The 14,347-nt window shown below is 66.8% G+C and carries 14 protein-coding genes; 8 read left to right on the top strand and 6 right to left on the bottom strand.

Annotated elements, in window-relative coordinates:
• The first annotated feature begins 217 nt into the window (after positions 1-217).
• On the top strand, positions 218-985 hold the full coding sequence (locus DBV14_RS05555) for a Crp/Fnr family transcriptional regulator (RefSeq protein ID WP_124458192.1): 768 nt from the start codon (positions 218-220) through the stop codon (positions 983-985).
• Positions 986-1,012: 27 nt separating this feature from the next.
• Here DBV14_RS05555 and DBV14_RS05560 read toward each other — a convergent pair whose 3' ends face one another.
• The 3 genes from DBV14_RS05560 to DBV14_RS05570 form a co-directional block, all read right to left on the bottom strand.
• Positions 1,013-3,139, bottom strand: coding sequence for a PAS domain S-box protein (locus DBV14_RS05560; RefSeq protein WP_124458193.1), 2,127 nt, complete (start codon positions 3,137-3,139; stop codon positions 1,013-1,015).
• A complete protein-coding gene (locus DBV14_RS05565) occupies positions 3,132-3,851 on the bottom strand; it encodes a winged helix-turn-helix domain-containing protein (protein ID WP_124458194.1) in 720 nt (239 codons plus the stop codon). Before DBV14_RS05565 ends, DBV14_RS05560 begins: the two co-directional genes overlap by 8 nt.
• A 102-nt stretch (positions 3,852-3,953) precedes the next feature.
• Positions 3,954-6,323: a phosphoketolase gene (locus tag DBV14_RS05570; protein WP_124458195.1), complete on the bottom strand. Its 2,370-nt coding sequence runs from the start codon at positions 6,321-6,323 to the stop codon at positions 3,954-3,956.
• 264 nt (positions 6,324-6,587) lie between these two features.
• Between DBV14_RS05570 and DBV14_RS05575 the strand changes: the two genes are divergently transcribed.
• The 4 genes from DBV14_RS05575 (at position 6,588) to DBV14_RS05585 (ending at position 9,155) form a co-directional block, all read left to right on the top strand.
• Complete coding sequence (locus DBV14_RS05575) at positions 6,588-7,772, top strand: fatty acid desaturase (RefSeq protein ID WP_124458196.1); 1,185 nt, start codon at positions 6,588-6,590, stop codon at positions 7,770-7,772.
• Positions 7,773-7,809: 37 nt separating this feature from the next.
• On the top strand, positions 7,810-8,397 hold the full coding sequence (locus tag DBV14_RS05580; RefSeq protein WP_124458197.1) for a hemerythrin domain-containing protein: 588 nt from the start codon (positions 7,810-7,812) through the stop codon (positions 8,395-8,397).
• 34 nt (positions 8,398-8,431) lie between these two features.
• Positions 8,432-8,575: a hypothetical protein gene (locus tag DBV14_RS33335; protein ID WP_185545931.1), complete on the top strand. Its 144-nt coding sequence runs from the start codon at positions 8,432-8,434 to the stop codon at positions 8,573-8,575.
• Positions 8,576-8,645: 70 nt separating this feature from the next.
• The gene (locus DBV14_RS05585) at positions 8,646-9,155 is read left to right on the top strand and encodes a bacteriohemerythrin (RefSeq protein ID WP_124458198.1); all 510 of its coding nucleotides are present in this window, start codon (positions 8,646-8,648) and stop codon (positions 9,153-9,155) included.
• Positions 9,156-9,191: 36 nt separating this feature from the next.
• Here the strand turns inward: DBV14_RS05585 and DBV14_RS05590 are convergent, their stop codons facing one another.
• A complete protein-coding gene (locus tag DBV14_RS05590; protein WP_124458199.1) occupies positions 9,192-9,815 on the bottom strand; it encodes a TetR/AcrR family transcriptional regulator in 624 nt (207 codons plus the stop codon).
• Between the two features lie 98 nt (positions 9,816-9,913).
• Here DBV14_RS05590 and sdhC point away from each other — a divergent pair, with 98 nt between their 5' ends.
• Positions 9,914-10,351, top strand: coding sequence for a succinate dehydrogenase, cytochrome b556 subunit (sdhC, locus tag DBV14_RS05595; protein ID WP_124458200.1), 438 nt, complete (start codon positions 9,914-9,916; stop codon positions 10,349-10,351).
• Here sdhC and DBV14_RS05600 read toward each other — a convergent pair.
• The gene (locus DBV14_RS05600; protein WP_124458201.1) at positions 10,345-11,127 is read right to left on the bottom strand and encodes an enoyl-CoA hydratase/isomerase family protein; all 783 of its coding nucleotides are present in this window, start codon (positions 11,125-11,127) and stop codon (positions 10,345-10,347) included. The two genes, sdhC and DBV14_RS05600, sit on opposite strands and share 7 nt — an antisense overlap.
• Positions 11,128-11,304: 177 nt before the next feature.
• Between DBV14_RS05600 and can the strand changes: the two genes are divergently transcribed.
• On the top strand, positions 11,305-12,048 hold the full coding sequence (gene can / locus DBV14_RS05605) for a carbonate dehydratase (protein ID WP_124458202.1): 744 nt from the start codon (positions 11,305-11,307) through the stop codon (positions 12,046-12,048).
• 9 nt (positions 12,049-12,057) lie between these two features.
• On the top strand, positions 12,058-13,041 hold the full coding sequence (locus DBV14_RS05610) for an NmrA family NAD(P)-binding protein (protein WP_124458203.1): 984 nt from the start codon (positions 12,058-12,060) through the stop codon (positions 13,039-13,041).
• Positions 13,042-13,086: 45 nt separating this feature from the next.
• Here DBV14_RS05610 and DBV14_RS05615 read toward each other — a convergent pair whose 3' ends face one another.
• The gene (locus tag DBV14_RS05615; RefSeq protein WP_124458204.1) at positions 13,087-14,334 is read right to left on the bottom strand and encodes a lipase family protein; all 1,248 of its coding nucleotides are present in this window, start codon (positions 14,332-14,334) and stop codon (positions 13,087-13,089) included.
• Between the last annotated feature and the right edge of the window lie 13 nt (positions 14,335-14,347).

Raw genomic sequence — 14,347 nt, forward strand, 5'->3', positions numbered from 1 at the left:
TCGCCAAGGTTAGGCACGGCCACCGCCCCGGATTTGATGCAGGTCAAGCGGCGGGCACGTGCCCCTGTGACTTGCCGCACGCCGCGTGCCGTTGATACACGCCGGACACACTTCATTCACCCAGCGTTACCGGCCGATTCCGGCCGTTGTCATTGCGCGGCCCGCGGCTTCCTAGCATCGACCCATCGACACGCGACAAGACAAAAAAGGAACCCCGATGCTCAATACCGCCGCCCCCTCGCAGACCGCACCGGCCATGCCCGACGTGGCGCTGGCCACCCTCGGCAACGCGTGCGCGGGCCGGCAGACCGCCGACACGCTGAAGCTGCTGTGCGAGCAACTCCGGCCGCAGCGCCGCGTCGTGCACACGGGCGACGTGATCTACCAGGCCGGCGAGCGCTTCGGCAACCTCTACATTCTGAACTCGGGTTTCTTCAAGATCGTGAACCTCTCGGCCGACGGGCGCGAGCAGGTGGTGGGCCTGAAGTTCCGCGGCGACTGGCTCGGCTTCGACGGCATCGCGGGCAGCCGCTATTCGTGCGACGCCGTGGCCATGGACACCGGTGAAATCTGGGTGGTGCCCTACGAGTCCTTGCTGGCCGCCTGCGTCGCGTGCCCGCCCTTGCTGCAGGTGCTGCATGCCGCCATGAGCCGCGAGATTGCGCACGACCGCGATTCGCTGATGTCGGTCTGCACGCTGCCCGCTGACGCGCGCGTGGCCGAGTTTCTTCGCCATTGGGCCGAGTCGCTGGCCGAGCGCGGCATGCGCACCGACGAGATCACGCTGCGCATGACGCGCGCCGAAATCGGCAACTACCTGGGCATGACGCTGGAGAGCGTGAGCCGCGCGCTGTCGAGGCTGGCACGCGACAAGGTCATCGGCTTCGCCACGAAGGGACGGCGCGATGTACAGATTCCCGACGTGAGGGCGCTGACTGCCTTCGTGCAGCGCTGCCTGGCCCCGGCGCCAACCATGCTTCAGTAGCAAGCGGAAGCGCCGGGCCGGCGCGTTTCAGGCCGCGCGGCCGGCCAGCACCTTCGCCATGGCCTGCGCCAGCTCGGAACGCGTGTACGGCTTGCGCAGCAGCTCCCAGCTCTGCGGCACTTCGCGGTCGGCGTCCAGCAGCTCCGACGAAAAGCCCGACATCAGCAGCACCGCCAGCTGCGGAAAGCGCCGCTGCACTTCGGTGGCCAGTTGCGTGCCGCGCATGCCGGCGCCCAGTGCGATGTCGCTCAGCAGCAGGTCGATGGGCGCTACACCCGCGTCCAGCGTCGACAGGGCCTGCTCGGCCGTGGCGGCGGCAATCACCTCGCAGCCCAGCGTGGACAGAAAGGTGTCGACCACCTTCAGGACTTCCGCGTCGTCTTCGACCAGCATCACGCGCAGGCCGGGCGGAATGGTTTCGTCGGCGCGCTCGTCCAAGGCGACCGGCGTGCGGGCTGGCTCCCGCGAGGGCAGGTAGAGCGTGACCGTGGTGCCCTGGCCGGCCTTGCTGTCGATCGCGACCGCGCCCCGGGACTGGTTGACGAAGCCATGCACCGTGCTCAGCCCCAGGCCCGTGCCGCGGCCGGCTTCCTTGGTGGTGAAGAAGGGTTCGAAGGCGCGCTCCTTCACCTCGTCGGACATGCCCGTGCCGGTGTCGGAAATGGAAATGGCGACGAAGTGCGCGGCGGCATCCTTGTTCGGGTCGTTGCGTTCGCTGCGCAGGGCCGCCGGCAACGCGCCGCAGGCCTCGGTGCGAAAACACAGCGTGCCGCCCTCGGGCATGGCGTCGCGCGCGTTGATGGCGATGTTGAGCAGCGCCGATTCAAGCTGCCCCGGGTCGGCCGTCACGGGCGGGCAGTCCGGCGCGGTGTCGATCTCGATGCGAATGCGCTGGTCGAGCGTGCGGCGCAGCATGTCGGCCAGCGAATGCAGCAGCGCGCGGGTGTCGACCGTGCTCGGTTGCAGCACCTGCCGCCGCGAAAACGCCAGCAGCTTGCCGGTGAGTTCGGCACCGCGCCGCGTGGCGCGCGTGGCGGCGCTCAAGAGCTGTTGCGCATAGCTGTCGTGCGCCAGCGCGGGCAGCTCTTCCAGCACCTGCAGGTTGCCCTGGATGACGGTCAGCAGGTTGTTGAAGTCGTGCGCGATGCCGCCCGTGAGCTGGCCGACGCTCTCCAGGCGCTGCGCGTGGTTGAGCTCTTCTTCGGTCTGCACGCGCTGCAGGCTGGTGGCCAGCAGGCTCGACAGAGATTCGAGAAAGCTCACTTCCTCGTCGCCGAAGCGCTTGGACTCCTTCGAGCGCACCGACAGCATGCCGATGACGCGGCCCCGATCGCTCAGCGGCACGGCGAGCGCGCTGACCAGCCCGGCTTCGAGATACGCCCGCGGCACGGCGAAGCGATGCTCCAGCCGGTAGTCCGGTATGACGACCGGCCGGCCTTGTGCAAACACGAAACCGGGCGGCGTGTTGGGCCGGTTGGCGATGCGCGTGCCGATCTCTTCGCCCGCGAGCAGGCCGACGCCGCTGGCCACCCGGAATTCGAGCCGGTTGCCATCGAGCAGCCACACCATCGCGACTTCGACCTGCAGGGCCGTGGTAATGATTTCCGGCACGTGCTCCAGCACCACCTGCAGATCGCGCGTGTCCACCGCAAGGCGCCCCAGCTGGGCCAGGTGCTCGCTGTAGCGGGCGCGTTGCAGCGCCTGCTTCACGCGCGGGTAGGCGCCGATGTCGCGGATGGCGGCCACCACGAAGGGCAGGCCCTGGTTCTGCAGCGGGCTGAGCGCGATCTCGACCATGACCTCGCTGTCGTCCTTGCGCCGGGCCACCAGCTCCATGTGCGTGCCCATGGGGCGAGGGCGGGGCGCGCGGCCATAGGCCTCGCGGTACGAGGCATGGCGCGGGCGGATGCTGTCGGGCACCAGCGCGTCGACGTTCAGGCCCACCAGTTCTTCGACCGTGTAGCCCAGCAGCGTGGCGGCCGAGGGGTTGGCCAGGATGATGCGGCCCGCCTGGTCCACCAGCAGCAGCGAATCGGGGTAGGCGATGAAGAGCGAGCGGAACACGCTGCCTTCCTCGACGCCCGACGGCAGCCCCAGCATGGGCAGCTCGGGCAGCGAGGGCTGCGAAGGAGGCGGGCCCGCGGCGTCAGCCATGGGACACCGGCGGGATCAGGATGTAGCCCGCGCCCCGCACCGACTTGATGAGCTGCGGATCGTCCGCGTCGGCTTCGATCTTCCTGCGCAGCCGGCCGACCTGCACGTCGATCGTGCGGTCGAAAGGCGCGGCTTCGCGTCCGCGTGTTTCTTCCAGAAGAAAGTCGCGCGACAGCACGCGGCCGGGGTGGCGGGCAAAGGCCTGCAGCAAGTCGAATTCGCCGCCGGTCAGCGTGACCTCTTCGCCTTTCGGGTTCCTGAGGCTGCGCGCGGCGGTGTCGAGTTGCCAGCCCGCGAAGCGCAGCTTGTGGGCGGAGGCGGCGGGCAACACCGGCGTCTCGGGCGTCAGACGGCGCAACACCGCCTTCACGCGCGCCACCAGTTCGCGCAGGTCGAAGGGCTTGGTCACGTAGTCGTCGGCACCGACCTCCAGGCCGACCACCTTGTCGACCGCGTCGCCCCGGCCGGTGACGATGACGAGGCCGCAGCGCCAGCTCTCGCGCATGCGGCGCGCGATGGAAAAGCCGTCTTCGCCGGGCAGGCCGAGATCGAGCAGCACGAGGTCGGCGGGGTCGGTGTCCATCAGCGCCATGAGGGCGCGGCCGTTGTGCAGCTGGGTGACGCGGAAGCCGTGGCCCTGCAGGTAGTTGGCCAGCAGCAGCGTGATGTCGACTTCGTCGTCGAGCACCGCGATGTGGGGGGCAGGTTTCATGCGATGGCAGAGAAATGAAGCACGAATGTTTGTAAACAAACTTAATCAAGGAGCGTAGCACGCAGGCTTTGTGCAGCAGCACCCGCGCGGGCCGCCCGGCGGCTATCGCGTCCAGCGCCAGTTCTCGATTTCGGGCATGTCCTGGCCATGGCGCGTGATGTAGGCGCGGTGTTCCAGCAGCCTGTCGCGCAGATGCTGCTGCACGTGGCCCGTGCTGTCGCACAGGCGCGGCACGCGCGCGATGGCATCGGCGGCGAGGTGAAAGCGGTCCAGCCCGTTGAGCACCGTCATGTCGAAGGGCGTGGTGGTGGTGCCTTCCTCGCAATAGCCGTGCACATGAAAGCCCGGATGGTTGCGCCGCTTGTAGATCAGCCGGTGGACCAGCGCGGGGTAGCCGTGGAACGCGAAGATCACCGGCCGGTCGGTGGTGAAGATCGCGTCGAAATCGGCGTCCGAAAGACCGTGTGGATGCGCGCTGGGCGACTGCAGCGCCATCAGGTCGACCACGTTCACCACCCGCACCTTGAGCTCGGGCACCCGCTCGCGCAGCAGGTCGACGGCCGCCATGGTCTCCAGCGTGGGCACGTCGCCAGCGCAGGCCATGACCACATCGGGCGTGCCGCCCTCGTCGTTGCTCGCCCAGTCCCAGATGCCCAGGCCCGTGGTGCAGTGGCGCGTCGCGGCGTCGATGTCCAGCCACTGCGGCCCGGGTTGCTTGCCGGCCACGATGACGTTCACGTAGTCGCGGCTGCGCAGGCAATGGTCGACCACCGAGAGCAGGGTGTTGGCGTCGGGCGGCAGGTACACGCGCACTACCTCGGCCTTCTTGTTCACGACGTGATCGAGAAAGCCCGGGTCCTGGTGGCTGAAGCCGTTGTGGTCCTGCCGCCAGACGTGGCTGGTGAGCAGGTAGTTCAGCGACGCGACGGGCCGACGCCAGCCGATGCCGCGGGCCACCTTGAGCCACTTGGCGTGCTGGTTGAACATCGAGTCGACGATGTGGATGAAGGCCTCGTAGCACGAGAAGAAGCCGTGCCGCCCGGTCAGCAGGTAGCCTTCGAGCCAGCCCTGGCACAGGTGCTCGCTCAGGACTTCCATCACGCGGCCGTCGGGCGAGAGATGGTCGTCGCCGGACCATATCTGGGCGGTGGTGGTCCGGTCGGTCACCTCGAACAGCGCGCCCAGGCGGTTCGATGCGGTTTCGTCCGGCCCCATGACCCTGAAGTTGTTGTCTTGCGCACTGGCGCGCATGACTTCGCGCAGGAAATTGCCCGCGACGCGCGTGGCCTCGGCATCGGCCGCGCCCGGCGCCGTCACCGGCACGGCATGCGCGCGGAAGGGCGGCATTGCCAGGTCCTTCAGCAGCAAGCCGCCGTTGGCATGCGGATTGGCGCTCATGCGGCGCCGGCCGCTGGGTGCGAAGGCGGCGATTTCGGGGCGCAGTGTGCCGCGCGCATCGAACAGCTCTTCGGGCCGATAGCTGCGCAACCATTGCTCGAGCAGCTCGACATGGCCCGGCTTGCTGGCGAAACCGGTGAGCGGCACCTGGTGCGCGCGGAAGGTGCCTTCGATCTGAAGGCCGTCCACCTCGCGTGGCCCGGTCCAGCCCTTGGGAGAACGCAGCACGATCATGGGCCAGCGCGGCCTGGCACTGAAGCCGTTCTTGCGGGCGTTGGCCTGGATGGCGCGGATGCTGTCCAGGGCGGTGTCGAGCACGGCCGCCATCTGCCGGTGCATTGCCATGGGCTCGTCGCCCACCACGAAGTACGGCTCGTGGCCGTAGCCGCGCAGCAGTTGCGTCAGCTCTTCCTCGTCGATGCGCGCCAGCACGGTGGGGCCGGCGATCTTGTAGCCGTTCAGGTGCAGGATCGGCAGCACGGCACCGTCGCGTGCAGGGTTCAGGAACTTGTTGGAATGCCAGCTCGCCGCCAGCGCACCGGTCTCGGCCTCGCCGTCGCCGATCACGCAGCAGGCCAGCAGCGAGGGGTTGTCGAACACCGCGCCGTAGGCGTGCAGCAGCGAATAGCCGAGCTCGCCGCCCTCGTGGATGGAGCCCGGTGTTTCCGGCGCCACGTGGCTCGGGATGCCGCCGGGAAACGAGAACTGCCTGAACAGCCGCTGCAGGCCCTCGGCGTCCTGGGAAATGGCGGGGTAGACCTCGCTGTAGGTGCCTTCGAGGTAGGTGTTGGCAACGACGCCCGGTCCGCCGTGCCCGGGACCCGCGATGAAGATCGCGTCGAGGTCCCTCGCGTTGATGCAGCGGTTCATGTGCGCGTAGATGAAATTCAGGCCCGGCGTCGTGCCCCAATGCCCCAGCAGGCGCGGCTTGATGTGCGAAAGCGCGAGCTTCTCGCGCAGCAGCGGGTTGTCCATCAGGTAGATCTGGCCCGCCGAGAGGTAGTTGGCGGCGCGCCACCAGGCATCGAGCAGCATGAAGTCGTCCGGCGTTGCGGGTGTGGGAAGGAAGGCCATGTAGGGCTGCTTTCTGGTGGACGGGGTGGACGAACGTCCCAGTATGGGCATGCGGGCGCGCGCCGGGTTGATGTTGCGCAAGCCGGTAACAACCGATACAGGACGCACGTCTTTGTGTTGTCTTGATCCGCCGCAAGGCCTGGGGCGCGCGGCACGCTCATCTGGCCGCACCGGCGCTCGTCCGTTCTTCCCGTGCCTTGATACGGATCAAGGCCCGTGGCCGGTGCGCTTCGCAGAATGGCGCGCACTGTTCACGAGGTACGAATGCAATCCCTGTTCTATTCCGGCGTTCTGGATCTTCCCTGGTGGGGCGCCGTGCTGGCCGCGCTGGCGCTCACGCACGTCACCATCGCGTCGGTCACCATCTTCCTGCACCGCCACCAGGCCCATCGCGCGCTCGAGCTGCATCCGGTGGCGAGCCATTTCTTCCGCTTGTGGCTGTGGCTGACCACCGGCATGGTGACCCGGGAGTGGGCCGCGGTGCACCGCAAGCACCACGCCAAGTGCGAGACGCCCGAAGACCCGCACAGCCCGCAGGTGTACGGACTCAACCGCGTGCTGTGGGGCGGCGTGCTGCTGTACGTGCGCGAAGCGGCGAACACGGAAACCCTGGAGCGCTACGGCCACGGCACGCCCGACGACTGGGTGGAGCGCAACCTGTACTCGCGCTACAAGATCATGGGCATCGTGCTGATGGGCATCGTCGACATGGTGTTGTTCGGCGTGCTGCCGGGCGCACTGGTGCTGCTCACGCAGATCGCATGGATTCCGTTCTGGGCGGCCGGCGTGGTCAACGGCATCGGCCACTACTGGGGCTACCGCAACTGGCCGGCCCGCGACGCCAGCACGAACATTTCGCCCATCGGCATCCTGATCGGCGGCGAAGAGCTGCACAACAACCACCACGCCTTTCCCGCCTCGGCCAAGCTTTCGAGCAAGTGGTTCGAGTTCGACATCGGCTGGCTCTACATCCGCGTGCTGCAGGCGCTGGGCCTGGCGAAGGTGAAGCACGTGGCGCCGACGCCGCGCTTCGTCGCGCCCAAGGCCAACGTCGACCTGGCCACGGTGCAGGCCATCATTCGCTGCCACTACGACGTGCTCTCGAACTACACGCGCTCGCTGAAGAAGGCTTGTGCTACCGAACTGGGCCGCCTGCGCCGCAAGTCGCCGGAAGCAGCGCGCGTGCTGAAGACCGTGAAGCCGTGGCTCGGCAAGGAGCAGGGCGCGCTCGGCGCGTCGCGGCAGTTGCAGGTGGCGCAGGCACTGAAGGCATCGCAGGCGCTGGCCACCATGTATGCGATGCGCGGCGAGCTGACCGCGCTATGGAGCCGCTCCGCCGCCACCGGCGAGCAGCTTGCCAGGCACCTGCAGGACTGGTGCCAGCGCGCCGAGGCCAGCGGCATCGCGCCGCTGGCCGAGTTTTCGCGCCGCCTGCGTTCCTATGCCTGACTTTGTGTGCCCGACAAACACAAGGAGCTGCCGCCCCATGACCCACGCCACCGTTCGCATCATTCGCCAGGAGCACGCCGCGCTGGCCGCCATGCTCCGCTCCATCGTCCTGCTGCTGGAGCAGCACCGCAAGAAGGGCAGCCTGCCCGACTTTGCGACGCTGCGGGCCATGCTTTTCTATGTGGACGAGTTTCCCGAGAAGCGCCACCACCGCAAGGAAACCGAGCTGCTGTTTCCCAAGCTGCGCGCCCGTACCCCGATCTCGCGGGACCTGCTGGACAAGCTCGACAGCGACCATGCCCGGGGCGAGCGAAGAATCCGCGATGTCGAGCATGCGCTGCTCGCGTTCGAGATGCTCGGCGAGTCGCGCCGCGAAGCCTTCGAAACCACGGTCGGCGACTACGTCGACTTCTACCTGCTCCACATGGCGCTGGAGGAACGCGAGATTCTTCCGCTGGCCGAGCGCGTGCTGACCGAGAACGACTGGCTCGACCTGGACGAGGCCTTTGCACAGAACCGCGACCCGATGACCGGGCACGTGCCCGAGCTCGAATACAACGCGCTGTTCACGCGCATCGTGAACATGGTTCCCGCGCCCATCGGCCTGGGGCCTGCGCTCGACTGACCATGAATTCGCAACCCGACATCGAAGCTGTGCCATGACGAAGTTCACATTGAACGGAACCCTTCAATTCCTCGGGTTCGGCATTGCCACGCTGCTGGCCACGGGCGTCCTGGTGCTCGGCGGGCTGAACGAACGCGGGCTGGTGAAGTTCTGCGAAACCATCGTCGCCTGTGCTTGATCCAGATCAACCGGCGGCCGGACCGTGACGCCGATACTGATTTTTTAAGTGCAATTCATCTTGGAAAATCATGGCGCATCTCGTATGGAAAACCGAACTCAACACTGGAATCCACGAGATCGACACGCAGCACCAGCGAATCGTTCAATACATCAATGCGCTGGGCGACGCCCGGCTGACGAATGACCAGAAAACGGTCGGCAGGATCATCGACGAAACCATCGACTACACCGCCTCGCACTTCGCTTTCGAGGAAGCCATGATCGAAGACGCGGGCTACTCGTTCGTTGGCCCGCACAAGAAGGTGCATGAGATCTTCGTGCGCCGCGTGGTGGATTTTCGGACCCGTTTCGAACGCGGCGAAGATGTGCTGGGCGAGCTGCACGACATGCTCTCGCGGTGGTTGTTCAATCACATCCGCCACGAAGACGGCGCGTATGTGCCGACGGTCAAGGCGCACCTGCAGGTCACGGAATCTTCGGCTGAAAGAGTCGTCAAGGAGCAGGTCCGCAGGGAACTGCAGCAGGGCAGGGCGGGCGTGCAGGCCAAGCAGGGGTGGCTGAAGAGACTGTTCGCCTGATGCGGGTGCTGAAGGGCGGTGGCGGTGGCCGCGGGGCTACGTCGTTGCGGCGTCGGGCCCGTAGATCTTGAAAAAGGCATCGATGGCGCGCTGCGCGGAGCCGCGCACGCGCTGCTTCGTGGCCTTGACGCGTTCACCGTAGAGCAGGGAATCGAGCCATTCCGCCTCGAGCAGCGCCCTCAGCTGCAGGCCTGCGACTGAAGGGGAGGGAACCCGAAGCTCCCCGCGCGCCTGGGCCATTTCGAGGTAGGCCGCGCATTCCTTCAAGCCCCACCCCGCGCCGGCCTCGTAGCACCTGGCGGCAAGTTCCGTTGCGCCGCCCGCGCTCGCGGTCATGACCAGGCGCCTCAATGTGTGAACCCCGGGCGAGCAGACCTGGGCGATGAACCTTTCGCCGAAGCGCAACAGAACCTCCCTGGCCGGCGAGGTGGTGTCGTGAAGCAGCACGAACGGCTCGCGAAAATGCACGTCGGTGGCCTCGACGATGGCTTCGTAGAAAAGCGCTTCCTTCGATTCGAAGTAGCCGTACAACGTGCCCTTGGAGCAGGGCACCGCGGCAGCGATGTCGTCCATCGACGTGTTCTCGAAGCCGCTGCGCTGAAATGCGCCCGCAGCGGCCGAGACGATGGCTTGACGACGCGATTCGCTCTTGGTTCTCATGCGGAATATTGAACTGGGCGGTGCAGTTTAAAGCGCGATTGGCTAGAATCCAAACCGAACCCGCCGGTTCACTTATCCACGGATATCCACGGATCACCATGAAGAACAGCCCCACGCCCCGCCGCGAGCACCGGAACATCTCGCTACTCCAGTTGCTGCCCTACATTGCACGGTTCCCGGCGTCGGCCTGGGTGTCCTTGATGCACCGGGTCAGCGGGGTGCTGTTGTTCCTGCTGCTCCCCGTGATCATCTGGGTTTTCGACCTGTCCATCTCATCCGAGATTTCGTTCGAAAAACTCAAGAGCGGGTTCGAGAACGGCGCCGGCTTCGTGCCCGGCTGGTTCTTCAAGCTGCTGGCGCTTGCGGTACTGTGGGCCTTCTTGCATCACCTCGTCGCAGGCCTGCGCTTCCTCCTGCTGGACGTGAATCACCACGCCGTGGACAAGCAGCGCTCGGGCCGCTCGGCGCGCTGGGTGTTCTTCATCAGCATCCCGCTGACCGTCGTTCTTGGTGCCAGGATTTTCGGCGTCTACTGATTCTTCCGGGACCCCGCTGCGAAGCGCGCGCAGGCCTCGCGGAAGAATGGCGAGTGCAAGAGCTTCATCTGGACCAGGCGTTCCTGCTCCAACTGGTCGGGCAACGTGGCGTCGGGCGCGGCATCGAATAACTCGCGCATGGCGCGCAGCGCATCGGGCGAAATGGCGGACAGCCTGCGCGCCAGCGCCATGGCCTCGTCCATCAACACCGCATCGTCCACGCACTTCCAGACCAGGCCCCAGGCTTGCGCCTGTTCCGCCGTGATCCGCTCGCCCAGCAGCGACATTCCGAAAGCGCGCGAGCGGCCGATCATGCGCGGCAATTGCCATGTCGCACCCAGGTCGGGAACGAAGCCGAGCACCGGCACTTGCGGCAGCTGAAAGTAGGCGGAGCGCGCGGCCAGCACCATGTCAGCGGCCAGTGCCAGGCCCGCGCCGCCGCCCACGCAGGCACCGTTGACCGCGCTGATCACCGGAACGGGTGAAGAAGAAATGGCCTGGGCCAGGGGATTGAGCGTCTCCTGCATGCGCAACCCGATGTCTTCTTCGCCGTCCGGCGTGGCGTCGTTCACCAACTGGCCCGCCACCGCGAGATCGGCGCCGGCACAGAATGCCCGCCCGTTGCCGGTGAGGATCACCGCGCGAGCGCCATCGCGAATCGCCCCTTGCAGTGCCGCCAACCCCAGCGTGCCCGTTTCGCGCGTCAAGGCATTCAGCGCCTCGGGGCGGTCGAAGGCGATGGTGGCAATGCCGTCTTGCAGGGTGGTCTTGATCATGGTCTTGCAGATGCTGGAAGTTGAGCGAACACGATACCTCCGGGACCGTCCGGCGTCTTGCGGCAGGACGCTGCACCGGGCGCCCGCGGCGCACGGCGAGTCGACGCAAGACGAGCCGCCGCAGTCGCCGGTAGCCTTCCATGAGAACGAACGCCCGCTGGGCATGACGGAGCAAGCATGGACGACATCGCACGACTCATCGGCAACAACAAGGCCTGGTCCAGGCGCATGCGGCACGAGGACCCCGCGTTCTTCAGCCGGCTGGCGGAGCAGCAGACCCCTCGCTACCTCTGGATCGGTTGCTCCGACAGCCGTGTGCCGGCCAACGAGATCGTGGGGCTGTTGCCGGGCGAGGTATTCGTGCACCGCAACATCGCCAACCTGGTCATCCACACCGACCTGAACTGCCTGTCGGTCGTCCAGTACGCCGTGGATGCATTGCGTGTCCGGCACCTGATGGTGGTGGGGCACTACGGCTGCGGTGGCGTCCAGGCGGTGCTGGACGAGCGCCGGGTGGGCCTGGCCGACCACTGGCTGCAACACGTCGAGGACACCCGACAGATTCATGCCCGCCGCCTGAATGCCGTCGCGAGCGACAAGGAGCGCGCGGACAGGCTTTGCGAAGTGAATGTCATCGAGCAGGTGTGCAACGTGAGCCGCCTCGAGACGGTTCGTGCCGCGTGGGAGCGTGGCCAGCCGCTGACAGTGCATGGCTTCATCTATGGCGTGCACGACGGCCTGCTGCGCAACCTCGGCGCGACGATCGCAGGCAAGGTCGACATGGTCGCGTGGCGCAGGGCGGCGCTTCGTTCCCTGTGGCAGAAGCCGTCGCCGCGCGGAGCGATGGCGGCATCCGCGCCGCCTGCTCGTCGCCTCTCGCACAGCGGCTGCACGCAAGACGACGGGGTGGCCCGTTCCTAAGATGAACCGATGACGAACACACCCAAATCCATTCCCGCGAGCACCCTCGTTTTTGGTGCCAGCGGTTTGATCGGAGGCGCCGCCGCCCGGCACCTGAAAGACGTATCGCCCCAGACGCGCCTGCGGCTGGTCACGAGCAGGGAAAAGAAGGCCGCGCAGTTGCGTGCCCGGTTTCCCGATTCCGAGGTGATCGTCGCCGACTACCTCGACCTCCCCGGAATGATCCGGGCATTCGACGGCATGGAAGGGGCCTTCGTCGTCACGCCGGACTTTCTGGACGAGACCGCGGCCATGATCAACGTCGTGGCGGCCGCGCGGCATGCCGGCACGCTGAAGCACCTGGTGCGCGTGACTGGCGATCCGTCGAGCGTTCATACCGAGGACGATGTGCCGCTGAACCTGCGCGCCTTCGATGGCGGGACCGCGATCCAGCACGTGCGTGCGCGCAAGGTGATCGACAGCGCGCGGCTGCCGGTGACTTACCTCAACATCGCGGCCTACCTGATGTCGGACTTCACGCGGCTGTTCTATCGCAGCCTCGTCAACGAACGCACGCTGCTCGTGCCGTACGACCGCACCATGGCCTTCATCGACGACCGCGACGTGGGCAGGGCCGGGGCGTGCCTGTTGCTGTCCACGAACGGCCACCATCTCGGCAAGGTCTACCAACTCGACAACGGCCACGACCTCATGACGTTCCGCGAAGCGGCGGCGGTGCTCGGCGAAGTGCTGGGAGAGCCCATTGCCTATGACGATTCGGTCGAGCGCTACGTGCGGTCGTTTGGACCGCTCGCCGAGGGCAAGGACGTGAAGCTGCGCTACTTCCTGCAGTACATGGAGTGGGAGCGCGGCGCCTCGACCATCTGGCGCAGAAGCGACATCCTCGAGACACTGACGGGAACTCGCGGCGGCACGCTGCGGGCATGGATCGCCGAGAACAGGGCGGCGCTGCTCGGGGAGGCGCCGAACTCCGAGGAGAAAGTGCCTGCCTGACTTTCTTGCAGAAAGGTCCGGCAAGCACTTCAGCGCGGCTGTAATTCAGGGGCAGTCGGACGGTGCGTTCTCTCCGGCAAACCGGTCCGACATCCACCCCAACGCGAGCGGCCAGCCCAGGGCCATGCCGGAGATATGTTCCGTGATGCCGATGGTGCGGAAGCTCACCTTGGCGCCGGCAGCGCACCAGTCGGTAAACAGTTGCTTGGTGACGGGGTAGGGCACCACCTCATCGAGCAGCCCCGCATACACGAGCGCGGGCACGGCGGGCGCCACCGACCCGGTGCGGTTCTGCGCCAGGCGCGCCTTCCAGTCCGGGCGGTCCAGGATACCCGGCGGGTTGACGAGCACGGCATCGCTCGTGCCGGGGTAGCTGGCCACCATCTCGATGAAGCACTTCTTGTCGCGCGCATCCGCCACGAGATGCTGCCCATACGAGGTCAGGATGGATGGCAGGTCGAGCTCCGGGTAGGCCGCGTTCATGCCCATCAGCATGTAGATCATCGCGCCGCCGAAGAGGCTGCCGTTGTTCTGGCTGTAAAAGGTTCCGTCGATGCGGGCCGGCCCGGCGCCGGCCGCCACGCCCTTGACCTTCAGGGTCGGCGCGTAGCTGGGCTGCAGTTCGGCGGCCCAGGCCGAGGCATGCCCGCCCTGCGAGTAGCCCATGATTCCCACTGGCGCATTGGCCGAGAGGTTGGCCGCGGGCAGTTGCTGTGCCGCCAGCGCGGCATCGAGTACGGCCTGTCCTTCGGATCTTCCCACCAGGTAAGGCTGGTCACCCGGCGTGCCCATGCCCTGGTAGTCGGTCATCGCGATGGCCCAGCCGCGCGCCAGTGTCAACGCAGGGGCACCCAGGAGCACCTCGTACTCGGTGCCGATCGCGTACTGGTGCGAGGGCGCGCAGTTGTCCGCCATCCCCTGTGTGCCGGGTGCCCAGGCGATGAGCGGACGGTTGCCGCCGAACCAGGGTGTCCAGGGGACCAGCACGGTGCCGGTCACGGCCACGGCATTGCCGCTGGCATCGGTGGACTTGTACATGATCTGCCAGCCCGACACGAGCAAGCCGACGGGCACGAAGGGGCGTGAGCGAATCAGGGTTCCATGCGGTCCCGGCGGCAGTTGGGCGGGCGGCGTGTAGAAGGCATCGTTGCGCGGGTCGTCCAACGGCCCCGCCATCGTGGGTGGCGACCAGATGCCGAGAAGCACCAGCGCTGCAAGAGCCCACGTCAGCCGGAGCCAGCAGGCCCTCAGGGTCGCTGCAAGGTCCGCGCCGCGTGCGAGTGGATGAGTCATGTCGTTTGTCTCC

This window comes from Variovorax sp. KBW07 (assembly GCF_003852515.1).
Classification (GTDB): domain Bacteria; phylum Pseudomonadota; class Gammaproteobacteria; order Burkholderiales; family Burkholderiaceae_C; genus Variovorax.

Excerpts from the sequence above, each read along its gene's own strand:
- DBV14_RS05585 (WP_124458198.1), top strand. The coding sequence starts at position 8,646 with ATGGCGCATCTCGTATGGAAAACCGAACTCAACACTGGAATCCACGAG.
- can (WP_124458202.1), top strand. The coding sequence starts at position 11,305 with ATGGACGACATCGCACGACTCATCGGCAACAACAAGGCCTGGTCCAGG.
- DBV14_RS05580 (WP_124458197.1), top strand. The coding sequence starts at position 7,810 with ATGACCCACGCCACCGTTCGCATCATTCGCCAGGAGCACGCCGCGCTG.
- DBV14_RS05565 (WP_124458194.1), bottom strand. The coding sequence starts at position 3,851 with ATGAAACCTGCCCCCCACATCGCGGTGCTCGACGACGAAGTCGACATC.
- DBV14_RS05590 (WP_124458199.1), bottom strand. The coding sequence starts at position 9,815 with ATGAGAACCAAGAGCGAATCGCGTCGTCAAGCCATCGTCTCGGCCGCT.
- DBV14_RS05610 (WP_124458203.1), top strand. The coding sequence starts at position 12,058 with ATGACGAACACACCCAAATCCATTCCCGCGAGCACCCTCGTTTTTGGT.
- DBV14_RS05575 (WP_124458196.1), top strand. The coding sequence starts at position 6,588 with ATGCAATCCCTGTTCTATTCCGGCGTTCTGGATCTTCCCTGGTGGGGC.
- DBV14_RS33335 (WP_185545931.1), top strand. The coding sequence starts at position 8,432 with ATGACGAAGTTCACATTGAACGGAACCCTTCAATTCCTCGGGTTCGGC.
- DBV14_RS05600 (WP_124458201.1), bottom strand. The coding sequence starts at position 11,127 with ATGATCAAGACCACCCTGCAAGACGGCATTGCCACCATCGCCTTCGAC.
- DBV14_RS05560 (WP_124458193.1), bottom strand. The coding sequence starts at position 3,139 with ATGGCTGACGCCGCGGGCCCGCCTCCTTCGCAGCCCTCGCTGCCCGAG.
- DBV14_RS05570 (WP_124458195.1), bottom strand. The coding sequence starts at position 6,323 with ATGGCCTTCCTTCCCACACCCGCAACGCCGGACGACTTCATGCTGCTC.
- DBV14_RS05615 (WP_124458204.1), bottom strand. The coding sequence starts at position 14,334 with ATGACTCATCCACTCGCACGCGGCGCGGACCTTGCAGCGACCCTGAGG.
- sdhC (WP_124458200.1), top strand. The coding sequence starts at position 9,914 with ATGAAGAACAGCCCCACGCCCCGCCGCGAGCACCGGAACATCTCGCTA.
- DBV14_RS05555 (WP_124458192.1), top strand. The coding sequence starts at position 218 with ATGCTCAATACCGCCGCCCCCTCGCAGACCGCACCGGCCATGCCCGAC.